The organism is Streptomyces candidus, assembly GCF_014207445.1.
Classification (GTDB): Bacteria; Actinomycetota; Actinomycetes; order Streptomycetales; family Streptomycetaceae; genus Streptomyces; species Streptomyces candidus.
Genome location: NZ_JACHEM010000010.1, coordinates 317,171 through 327,937, shown reverse-complemented (window position 1 = coordinate 327,937; position 10,767 = coordinate 317,171). Strand labels below are relative to the sequence as shown.

Sequence of the window (10,767 nt, the reverse complement as noted above, 5' to 3'; positions counted from 1 at the left end):
ACTCTATCAGACCGTTTCCAGTGCCGATTTTCTCGGTGCTTTCCAGGTTTTCCGCTCTCGCGTTTTCCCTTTCCGGCGGTTCCGACTCTATCAGATCCTTTCGGGCCTGATTCCCGGTCGAACTCGGGTTGCCTTCCCGGCTGTTGGGCCGTTCCGACGAGTGAGACATTAGCGGATTCCTGTACCCCGATGCCAATCGGGGTGCGTCCTCTCGAACGCGGATTCCTCATTTCGCAAAAGCGCATGGAAATGGAGAAGACAGGCGTCGACTCGTTGCTCATGGATGCTGCGGAATGGCTGCCCCGGGCCGGTGGGAACCGGTGCTCACATAGGACAACCCGCAGAACCTTACGGATGGGGTCGTCCGTCGTCAAACCGAGGGCCGCACCGGGCCTTCCAGTCAGTCCGACCAGTCGGTATGTTGCCGTTCAGTCGTGTGCTGTCGCCGTTCCGAGGAGGGCTCCATGTCCCAGTCCCCGCCAGTCGTACCGCGCGTGGAGGGCCGCTGCGACGAGCGGTTCGCCGCAGTGCGCAAGGCCTTTGAGGAGAACTTCCGGCAGCGCGACGAGTTGGGCGCTGCCGTCAGCGTGCGTGTGGGAGGGGAGGCCGTGGTCGATCTCTGGGGCGGCTGGGCCGACGCGCAGCAGGAACGCCCGTGGGAGCGGAACACGCTCGTCAACGTCTGGTCCACGACCAAGGGGGCCACCGCGCTCTGCGCACACATACTGGCCGATCGGGGCGCGCTGGACCTGGACGCGCCGGTTGCCGCGTATTGGCCGGAGTTCGCCGCGGCGGGCAAGGAAGGGGTGCTCGTACGTCATCTGCTGTCGCACCGCGCGGGGCTGGCGGGGCTGCGGGTTCCACACTCCGTGCGGGAGCTGTACGACTGGGACCTGACCTGTGGACGGCTCGCGGCGACCGAGCCGTGGTGGGAGCCGGGGTCGCGGTCCGGGTATCACGCGCTGACCTACGGGTTCCTCGTCGGCGAGGTGGTGCGCCGGGTGAGCGGGATGCGGCCCGCCGAGTTCTTGGAGCGTGAGGTGACCGAGCCGTTGGACATCGACTTCGCGATCGGACTGCCGGAGAAGGAGGCAGGACGCGCCGCCGAGCTTGTCCATGCGCCGGTGGGGTCTTCGAGCGAACAGCCGGCCGAACAGGCGGCCTTGTTCGCACAGCTGGAGCCGGTCGCCCTGGCCGCGTTGGTCAATCCCGGGACGGGCGCTCGCGAGGGCAATTCCCCGGAGTGGCGCGCTGCGGAGATCCCGGCGGCCAACGGGCACGGGACAGCTCGCGGCGTGGCTGCGCTGTACGAGGTCTTCGCGCGGCAGGGGCGGTGCGGTGACCGGCGGCTGCTGTCGGCCGACGCCGCCGAGCGGGTGCGCGAGGGACAGGGCGCGTGCCGGGACCTCGTGCTGGGGATGGGGTTCGCGCACGAGACGGAAATGGGGCTCGGGTTGTGGCTGAGCGGGGCGAACGCCTCGTACGGGCCCAACCCCCGGGCGGTCGGGCACGACGGGTTCGGCGGTTCGTGCGGGCTCGCGGACCCGGAGGCGGAGGTGAGCCTCGGTTACGTCATGAACCGCATGGGGCCGCACATCGCCGACGACCCCCGGAAGATGGCCCTGGTGGAAGCGGTGTACGCGTCGCTCTGAGGTGAGGCTTTCCGGCCGTCCGGTCCGTTGGTCCGGGGATCAGCCGGTGAGGGGCGAAGGGATGGGTCGGGTTCCCGGGGCGAGCGGGGATGCATGCCAGGTCGCGGGCTCGTGGACTGCGTTCGTTCGATGGGCGGGCCACTCCGGCCCGTGAAGTACCGGGCCTCTGCCCTTGTCGGGAGTGCGGCCCGACCGCGCGGCCCGACCGCGCCCGGGGCGAGTGCGGTGGGTGGGGGATGTGGTGGAGGCGCGTGTGACTCACGGCTCATGGGCCGGCCCGCCGTGGCGGCCTATTATGCAACTAGTTGCAGAAGAGTCGTCGCGTGAGCGCATGGAGGCGTCGGATGAGCCCGTCGAGTCGAGTTCCGTCGAACCCGTCGAACCAGTACCCCCACCTGTTGGCCCCGTTGGACCTGGGATTCACCACTCTTCCCAACCGCGTGATCATGGGCTCCATGCACGTCGGTCTCGAAGAGGCCGAGGGCGGGTTCGAGCGGATGGCCGCGTTCTACGCGGAGCGGGCGCGGGGCGGCGTCGGGCTCATGGTCACCGGTGGCATCTCGCCGAACGAGGCCGGTCGGCCGTATCCCGGCGGGGCCATGCTGACGACGGCCGAGGAGGCGGCACGGCACCGTGTGGTGACGGACGCCGTGCACGAGGCCGGGGGGCGGATCGCGATGCAGATCCTGCACTTCGGCCGGTACGCGTACCACCCGGAGCTCGTCGCGCCGAGTGCGCTCCAGGCGCCGATAAGCCCGTACGTACCCAAGGAGCTGAACGCGGAGGAGATCGAGGGGACCGTCGAGGACTTCGTACGGGCGGCCGGGCTGGCGCGGGAGGCCGGGTACGACGGCGTCGAGATCATGGGGTCCGAGGGGTACCTGATCAACGAGTTCATCGCCGCGCACACCAACAAGCGGACCGACCGGTGGGGCGGGTCGTACGAGAACCGGGTGCGGTTCCCGCTGGAGATCGTGCGCCGGGTACGGGAACGGGTCGGGCCGGACTTCATCCTGATCTACCGGCTGTCAATGCTGGACCTGGTGCCGGGCGGTTCGACGTTCGAGGAGGTCGTGGAGCTGGCGAAGGCCGTCGAGGCGGCCGGGGCGACGATCATCAACACGGGGATCGGCTGGCACGAGGCACGCATCCCGACCATTGCGACGTCCGTGCCGCGCGGGGCGTACGCGTGGGTGACCAAGCGGGTGATGGGGTCGGTGGGCATACCGCTGGTGACGACGAACCGGATCAACACCCCTGAGCTGGCCGAGGAGCTGCTGGCGGGCGGGTTCGCGGACCTGGTGTCGCTGGCGCGGCCGTTCCTGGCGGATCCCGAATTCGTGGCGAAGGCCGCGGACGGGCGGGCCGGGTCGATCAATACGTGCATCGGGTGCAACCAGGCGTGTCTGGATCACACCTTCAGCGGAAAGATCACCTCCTGCCTGGTGAATCCGCGGGCCTGTCACGAGACGGAACTGGTGCTGTCACCGACCCGGCTGCGCAAGCGGGTCGCGGTGGTCGGCGCAGGCGCGGCCGGGTTGGCGTGCGCGGTGACCGCGGCCGAGCGGGGGCACGCGGTCACGCTGTTCGACGCCGCGGACGCGGTGGGCGGGCAGTTGAACGTGGCACGTCAGGTGCCGGGCAAGGAGGAGTTCAACGAGACGCTGCGGTACTTCCGTAACCGGCTGGTGGAGTACGGGGTGGAGGTCAGGCTCTCCACCGCCGTGACGCCCGCGGTGCTTGAGGCGGGGGCGTACGACGAAGTGGTGCTGGCCACCGGGGTCACACCACGCGTCCCCGAGATCGAGGGGATCGGGCATCCGAGCGTCGTGCGGTACCTGGAGGTGCTGCGGGGCGAGGTGCGGGTCGGCGAGCGGGTGGCGATCCTCGGCGCCGGCGGCATCGGCTTCGACGTCGCGGAGTTCCTGACTGACGAGGGGGAAGAGGCGAGCCTGTCGCCGGAGGTCTTCTTCCGGCAGTGGGGCGTGGACATGGCGTACGAGGCGCGGGGCGGGCTGCGGGCGCCGGACCGGCCCAGGTCGACCCGGACGGTGCACCTGCTCCAGCGCAAGGAGACCAAGGTCGGCGCGGGGCTCGGCAAGACCACGGGGTGGATCCACCGCACCGAACTGGCACAGCGCGGCGTGACGATGGTCCCCGGTGCGACGTACGAGCGGATCGACGACGACGGCCTGCACGTGATCGTGGGCGGTGAGCGCCGGGTGCTGGCCGTGGACACGGTGGTGCTGTGCACGGGGCAGGAGCCGCGGCGGGACCTGTACGAGGAACTGGTGGCCGGGGGCATGCCGGTGCACCTGATCGGGGGTGCCGACGTGGCAGCCGAGCTGGACGCGAAGCGCGCGATCCGGCAGGGGACGGAACTGGCGGCCGGGCTGTAGGAGTGTGCCGGGTGCTGTGTGTGGGGTGCCGTGTGCGCGGGTCGGTTGGTCGGCCGGCGTTGGGGCGGGGCCTTCCGGATCCGGTCCGTCCGTTCTTTCACCCGCTGCCTAGGATGCGCTCATGTCACTCCCCCACGCGATCCTGACCGCCCTGCTGGAGAAGCCCTCCTCGGGGTTGGAGTTGACCCGCAGGTTCGACATGTCCATCGGGTACTTCTGGTCTGCCACGCACCAGCAGATCTACCGCGAGCTGGGGAAACTGGAGCAGGCCGGATTCATCCGGGCACTCCCCCAGGACGTGCCGACGCGGGGGCAGAAGCGCGAGTACGAGGTTCTGCCCGCCGGGCGCGAGGAGCTGGTCGCGTGGGTCGCCAAGAGCGAGGATCCCAAACCGCTGCGGGACGCTTTCGGGCTGCGGCTGCGGGCGGCGGCGATGGTGGGGACCGGGGAGTTGCTGGCCGAGGTGGGGCGTCATCTCGGCCTGCACCGGGTGCAGTTGGCGACGTACCAGGAGATCGAGAAGCGGGACTTCGGGCACCTGGCCGGGGGGCCGGACGGCCGGGCTGCGGAACGGACGGACGGCCGGACCGGGGAGCGGGCCGGGGGGCGGTCCGGCGGTCGTGCCGACGAGCGCGTGGGTGGACGGGAGGAGCGGTTGCAGCATCTGGTGCTGCGGGCCGGAATCCAGATGGAGCGCTTCTGGGTGGAGTGGCTCGAGGAAGCCGCGGCCGAGCTGCGGGAGTTGGACGGGTAGGGGCCGGACTCGGGCGGAAGGCCGGTCCGGCACGGCGCGGCACGAGTGACGGTGGGGCCGGGTCCCTTCGGGGCGCGGAGGACGGAAGGGCCGGGTGCTCTCCGGGTACGGGTGACGAAGGGCCGGGTCCTCTGGGGCCCGGCCCTTCGTTCGTGCTCAGACCCGGTTGCGGGACGCCCAGAACTCGTCGAAGTCGAGCCGGCCGTCGCCGTCACCGTCGTGGGCCTTGATGATGGCCTGGGCCACCGTCTCGGTCACGTGGAAGTCGCCGAGCTGTGCCATCAGGCTCTTGTACTCGGCGGCCGTGATGACCCCGTCCTGGTTCTTGTCGAACTGGTCGAACGCCTTGCGCGCCGACTCGATGTCGATGTCCGCCACGTGGTCCACCCCTTGGTGCAGTCAGGCCGGACGATCTCGGCCGTGCCAATCAATACGGCGTCAGGTTAGCGGCCCCGCGGAAGGCCGGATGGGGCGGGTTTGGGATCCGGTTTTCGGGGTCGTCGCGGGCGGCTGTGGTGGGTCGCGGGGGAAGGTGTCTGCGGCGGGGGGAGGGCTCGTTGCGTGAGGCCACGCGTTTCGGCGACGTCCGGAAGTCGGGGACGGCGGGGGCAGCGGTGTGGGCGGGTACGGGCGGTGCTTGGATCTCGTCATGACGGAGACGAGCGGAACGACTGGAACCACGAAAGCGCCGGGCGTCGGCAACTCCCTCGTGGGATTTCTCGACTCGGCGTCCCGAGGTGTGTTCCCGCCGCCGGACGGCGGCGTGACGGTGGTGCCGCAGGCGGAGGAGCGGGTGGCCGGGGTGCTGTCGTTCACCGCGCACTCGGTGATCTTCACGGACGCCGATCCTGAGTGGGTGCGGACGACACTGGCGGCGACGCCGTGCGATCCGCTGGCGGCGTCGATGAACCCCGTGTTCCTGGTCGCGCTGGCCGAACGGACCGGGCGGCGGATGAACGACACGATCGACATGCTGTCGATGGCTCCGGCACTGCCGGGACCGCCTGACCCGGAGCTGGGGCTGCGGGAGATCGACAACCCGGCTCACTCGCGGGTCGCACGGGCGAGGGCGTTCCGGGAGGGGGTACGGGTGTGGACGGCTGCGGAGGGTGGTGTCCTGGTGCTTGGGCGGGGCGTGGCGGGACGCTGGGAGGCGGCGATCGAAGTCGACGAGGCGGCTCGCGGGCGGGGCCTCGGACGTCGGCTGGCGCTCGCCGCGCGGCAGTTGGTGCCGGGGGCGGTGGTGTGGGCGCAGCAGCCGCCGGGGAATGCGCGGAGTGTGCGGGCGTTTCAGGGGGCGGGGTATCGGGCGGTGGGGTCGGAGGTGCTGATGGTGCGGGGGGATTTTGAGGGGTGAGAGGTGCCCCGGGGTGGGGCTGAGTGCGAGGCCGGGCTGAGGTCCGGGGCGGGACGCGGCAGGGGACGTGTGGGCGCGGGGCGTGTGGGCGCAGGGCGTGTGGGCGCAGGGGCGGGCGTAGGGGCGGGGGTTGCACCGTCCGGTGGGGCCGCCCCCTTGCCCGCCCGTTCCGCCCCCGGGGGGCGGCCCCGCCGCCCAAGGGGGTTACCGAAGGACGGTGGGGGCGGGAGGGGGTGCTCCTGGGGGGTTAGCGGAAGATGCCGGTGTGGCCGAGGGAGTAGCGGCCCGGTTGCGGGTAGACCGCGAGGCCGTGGGGGCCGTCGCCGACCGGGATGCGGGCCAGCTGGCGGCCCGAGGTGGTGTCGATGGCGTACACCTCGGAGTCGTATCGGCCCGCCAGCCACAGGACCTTCCCGTCGGCGGACACGCCGCCCATGTCCGGGCTGCCTCCGTCGGGGAGGCGCCACTTCTTGGTGAGCTTGTTCTTCGCGAAGTCGAACACGGAGATGGACCCCTCGCCCCGGTTGGGAACGTACATCTCCTTGGAGTCGCGGGAGATGTAGAGCCCGTGGCAGCCCTTGCCGGTGGGCAGGAGCTTGGGCGTCGTGAACTTCTCGCCGTCCAGTACCCACATGCCGTGGGCCATCATGTCGGCGATGTAGAAGGTTTTGCCGTCCGGGGAGATCTTGACGTCCTGCGGCATGGCTCCCTGGAACGGGAGCTTCTGCTGACCGACGACCTTCATCTTCTCCGTGTCGACCTTGAGCAGTTCGCCGGAGAACTCGCAGGAGACGATGAAGTAACGGCCGTCGGCGGAGAAATCGGCGTGGTTGACGCCCGCGCACGTGACCGGGACGGTCTTGACGCGGTTCATGGTGTGCGGGTCGCGGAAGACGAGTTCGCGGTCCATGGACGCCATCACGACGGCGTGCTTGCCGTTCGGGGTGAAGTAGAGGTTGTACGGGTCGTGCACCTCGACCGGCTTGCCCGCCTTGCCGTTGGCCGGGTTGATCGGGGTGAGGGAGTGACCGCGGTTGTTGTTGACCCAGAGGGTCTTCATGTCCCAGGACGGGACGACGTGCTGCGGCTGGATGCCCACCGGGATCGTCTCGATGACCTTGTACGTCTTGGGGTCGATGACCGAGACGGTGTTGGAGTTGGTGTTGGGTACGTACACGCGGGACGGGAAGTTGCGGGCGACCGGGGCGATGTTGCCGGGGCGGTTGGCCGCGTAGATGTCCTTGGGGTCCTGCACCGGGGGCATGCCGGGCAGGCCGGCCGGAGCGGCCTTCTTCGGCTGGTCGGGCGAAGTGGCGGCCTTGGAGCCGAGCGCTTCGACGCCGGTCCTGCCGGAGGAGGGTTCCGCGCCGCAGCCCGCGAGAGCGGTGACGGCGGCGAGCAGGACGGTGGCCGCACACCAGGGGCGGGTACGGGTGCGAGGACGGGCCGAGCCGTCCGCGGCGGGGGTGCCGGAGGCAAACGTGCGGGAGGCGGGGGTCGGGCGGGTCATGGCGTCAGCAGCTCCGTGGTGGTCACCGCGCGCAGCTTGCGGCGGTCGAGATCGTCGAGGAGGGCGGGCAGCGCGGCGACCGTGTCCGCGTACCCGAAGTGCAGGCTCACCACGGATCCGTTGCGGATCTCTCCGGCGACCTTGCGGGTGACGGCCGTCGCGCCGGGCGAGGTGAAGTCGAGGGAGTCCACGTCGTACGACAGGACATGGGGGTAGCCGGCCCGGCGCGCGAGGCGCTGGACGAGCGGGGTCGCGTACCGGGTGCGCGAGGGACGGAACCAGGTGCCGATCGACCCGGTGAGGCGTTTCAGCCGACGTGCGCAGTCGGTGATCTCGCGGTACGCCTCCCCCTCGTCCATCTCGGAGACGGTGAGGTGCCGTTGGGTGTGGTTGCCGAGGTCGTGGCCGCCGTCGAGGATGCGGCGCGCGAGTGCGGGGTGCTCGTCGAGCCAGCTGCCGACGGCGAGGACGGTGACGCGGGCTCCGGCCCGTTCGGCCTCGGCGAGGAGGGACTTGGCGATGGCGGGGTCGCCCTGGCCGTGGAAGGTCAGGGCGACCCGGGCGCGGTTCCGGGGACCGTGTTCGATCTGGACGGGGTGACCGGGGAAGCGGCGGGGGGCGGGTGCGGCGGCGGAACGGGGAGCGGGGCTGCGTCCGGTGCGACCGGCGGGAACGGCTTCCTCCCCGGAGCCGGAGCCCGGCCCGGAGCCAGTGTCCGAACCCGAACCCGAACCCGAACCCGAACCCGAACCCGAACCCGGACCCGAACCCGAACCCGAACCTGAACCCGCGCCCGGCCCGGAACCCGGCCCCGCCCCGGAGTCGGTCCCCCTCTCCCACCCGGAGCCATCAGTTCCGTTCGTGCCCCGGCCCCCGCACCCCACGGCGAACGTCCCCGTCAGGGCTGCTCCCGCCCCGGCGCGCAGCCAGGTACGGCGGGCGGTACCCGGTGCCGTGGCCGGTGGAGGGGGCGAGTGCGGCGGTGTGCGGGGTGCGGTCGGTCGTGCGATGGGGCTCACCTCGCCGGGCGGGGGGCGGAAGCTGCCCCGGGTGAGCACCATAAATGCGAAGAGGGATGAATCGAGCCATTGCCCTATTAAGGGCGTTTCGGGCTCATCGCCGCCGTGAAGGCGGAGTGCCACCGAAGCGTCGCAGCCAGGCGTCACGGATCAAGGAATCACGCAGCGAATCCCATACTTATGCAGTAAATGCGAGGTCAGTGGCCCACCTCACCAACGATTCACTTCTAAAGTGTGCTGTTACGCGGCGGTTTGCCCGAGTAGGTGCTTTTGGCTTGAAGCCTCCTGTCTGCCATAGTCGGACACACGAACTCCCCTTGACCCGAGCGTTCGTACTTCAGGCCCTGGAGCACACCCCCTTCGCTCCATGGCCCCCTTGGAAGCCCCCGTAGCGCGCCCCACCCCGGCGCCTGGGGGCTTCTGGCGTTCCACGGGCAGGCCTGCGGCCTCATCGGTCGCGGTCGACGACCCGCATTTCGAACCATGTGGTCTTGCCGCGCGGCAGCAGATCCACGCCCCATCGGTCGGACAGCTTGTCCACCAGGAACAGTCCCCGGCCGCTCACGTCGAGTACGTCCACGGGCATCAGGCACGGCAGGCCGCGCGAGGGGTCGCGGACCTCGATGCGGATCCAGCCCCGGCGGCGCAGTATCCGCAGCCCGAAGACCCGGGCGCCCGTGTGCCGCACCGCGTTCCCGACGAGTTCGGAGACGAGCAGGACGGCGAATTCGGAGACCTGCGGGGAGAGCCCCCACTGACGCTGCACGACGCACTGCGTCAGGCGGCGGGCCGTACCCGCCGATTCCGGCCGCGACGGCAGACGCACTTCCGCGTCCGCCGGACTCCCGAACTCCTCCAGTGCCGGATGAGTCCGTTCGTCCTCGTCGCTCGGCACCCACCGCGCAGCGGTCGCCTGCCCCTGCTGCCGCGGCTCCTCCACACCTTCCAGGCCCGCCATGCCCCCCATCATGGCGGGAGCCCTCGCGGTCCGGGGGCGTTCCGGGGGAATCCACCCCCCGGAACCCGCCCCCTCCACCGGGGCTTCCGGCATATGACGCGAGCACAAACTCGCCGGTAGCCCGGACCTGACCTGCGACTACCGGGCGCTTGCGAGTGATCACCCGCGGTGCGCGGGGAAGTCCGTCTTAACCCTCCCTTAAGCCTGCGCTAAGTGGAGCGCGCCGAATCGCACCGTGGACCGTGGGTCAACTCAGCTCCGTTCAGAGGAACTTGGCCTTGCCGGGGCCCTCGTCCACGAAGCTGCGCATCCCACGCTCCCGGTCCTCGGTCGCGAACAGGCCCGCGAACCAGGTGCGCTCCACGGCCAGCCCGGTCTCCAGGTCCGTCTCCAGGCCCGCGTCGACGCATTCCTTCGCGGCGCGCAGCGCGAGCGCCGGGCCCTGGGCGAGCTTCGCGGCCCAGGCGTGTGCCTGCTCGTACACCTCGGCGGCCGGTACGACACGGTCGACGAGACCGATCGCGGCGGCCTCCTCCGCCTTGACCATGCGGCCGGTGAAGATGAGGTCCTTGGCCTTGGCGGGGCCGACCAGGCGGGCCAGGCGCTGGGTGCCGCCCGCGCCGGGGATCAGGCCGAGCAGGATCTCCGGCTGGCCGAGCTTGGCGTTGTCGGCGGCGATGCGGAAGTCCGCGCAGAGCGCCAACTCGCAGCCGCCGCCCAGCGCGTAGCCGGTGATAGCGGCGACGACGGGCTTGGGGATGCGGGCGACGGCGGTGAAGGCCTCCTGCAGGCCTCGGGAGCGCAGGACCATCGCCGTGTGGTCCATGGCCTGCATTTCCTTGATGTCCGCACCTGCCGCGAACACCTTCTCGCCGCCGTGGATGACCACCGCGCGTACGTCCTCGCGGCGTGTCGCCTCCTCGGCGAGCTCGCGCAGGCGGTCCTGGGTGGCGACGTCGAGGGCGTTCATCGGGGGGCGCTGGAGGAGGATCGTGCCGACGCCTGAGGTGACTTCGAGGGTGACTGTCATACCGGCGAGGTTAGTCGGCACCGGCCCGGGAGTGACCCCCCGGACGGCCGCGTACGCGGAAGGGCCCGGTGCACGTGGTTCGGTGCGC

The 10,767-nt window shown here is 70.7% G+C and carries 9 protein-coding genes; 4 read left to right on the top strand and 5 right to left on the bottom strand.

The genetic code is table 11. From position 1 onward, the window contains the following. The first annotated feature begins 464 nt into the window (after nt 1–464). From HNQ79_RS20660 to HNQ79_RS20650, 3 genes are all read left to right on the top strand, one after another. Nucleotides 465–1,652, top strand: coding sequence for a serine hydrolase domain-containing protein (locus tag HNQ79_RS20660; protein WP_185033177.1), 1,188 nt, complete (start codon nt 465–467; stop codon nt 1,650–1,652). 344 nt (nt 1,653–1,996) lie between these two features. Then, nucleotides 1,997–4,051 (top strand): NADPH-dependent 2,4-dienoyl-CoA reductase, encoded by a 2,055-nt coding sequence (locus tag HNQ79_RS20655; RefSeq protein WP_185033175.1) that lies wholly within the window; start codon nt 1,997–1,999, stop codon nt 4,049–4,051. Nucleotides 4,052–4,172: 121 nt separating this feature from the next. Then, nucleotides 4,173–4,805 (top strand): PadR family transcriptional regulator, encoded by a 633-nt coding sequence (locus tag HNQ79_RS20650; protein WP_185033173.1) that lies wholly within the window; start codon nt 4,173–4,175, stop codon nt 4,803–4,805. Between the two features lie 156 nt (nt 4,806–4,961). On the opposite strand, the gene HNQ79_RS20645 is transcribed toward HNQ79_RS20650, so the two are convergent. Continuing rightward, complete coding sequence (locus tag HNQ79_RS20645; RefSeq protein WP_373312622.1) at nt 4,962–5,174, bottom strand: EF-hand domain-containing protein; 213 nt, start codon at nt 5,172–5,174, stop codon at nt 4,962–4,964. A gap of 280 nt (nt 5,175–5,454) precedes the next feature. Here HNQ79_RS20645 and HNQ79_RS20640 point away from each other — a divergent pair, with 280 nt between their 5' ends. Next, entirely contained in the window at nt 5,455–6,162 is a 708-nt protein-coding gene (locus HNQ79_RS20640; RefSeq protein WP_221507947.1) for a GNAT family N-acetyltransferase, read from the top strand. A gap of 247 nt (nt 6,163–6,409) precedes the next feature. Here HNQ79_RS20640 and HNQ79_RS20635 read toward each other — a convergent pair whose 3' ends face one another. The 4 genes from HNQ79_RS20635 to HNQ79_RS20620 all read right to left on the bottom strand — a co-directional run bounded on the left by HNQ79_RS20635 (nt 6,410) and on the right by HNQ79_RS20620 (nt 10,679). Then, entirely contained in the window at nt 6,410–7,672 is a 1,263-nt protein-coding gene (locus tag HNQ79_RS20635) for a YncE family protein (protein WP_185033169.1), read from the bottom strand. After that, nucleotides 7,669–8,598, bottom strand: coding sequence for a polysaccharide deacetylase family protein (locus tag HNQ79_RS20630; RefSeq protein ID WP_229923696.1), 930 nt, complete (start codon nt 8,596–8,598; stop codon nt 7,669–7,671). The genes HNQ79_RS20635 and HNQ79_RS20630 overlap by 4 nt, the downstream gene beginning before the upstream one ends. 541 nt (nt 8,599–9,139) lie before the next feature. Beyond that, nucleotides 9,140–9,649, bottom strand: coding sequence for an ATP-binding protein (locus HNQ79_RS20625; protein ID WP_185033165.1), 510 nt, complete (start codon nt 9,647–9,649; stop codon nt 9,140–9,142). Nucleotides 9,650–9,911: 262 nt separating this feature from the next. Next, the gene (locus HNQ79_RS20620) at nt 9,912–10,679 is read right to left on the bottom strand and encodes an enoyl-CoA hydratase/isomerase family protein (protein WP_185033163.1); all 768 of its coding nucleotides are present in this window, start codon (nt 10,677–10,679) and stop codon (nt 9,912–9,914) included. Between the last annotated feature and the right edge of the window lie 88 nt (nt 10,680–10,767).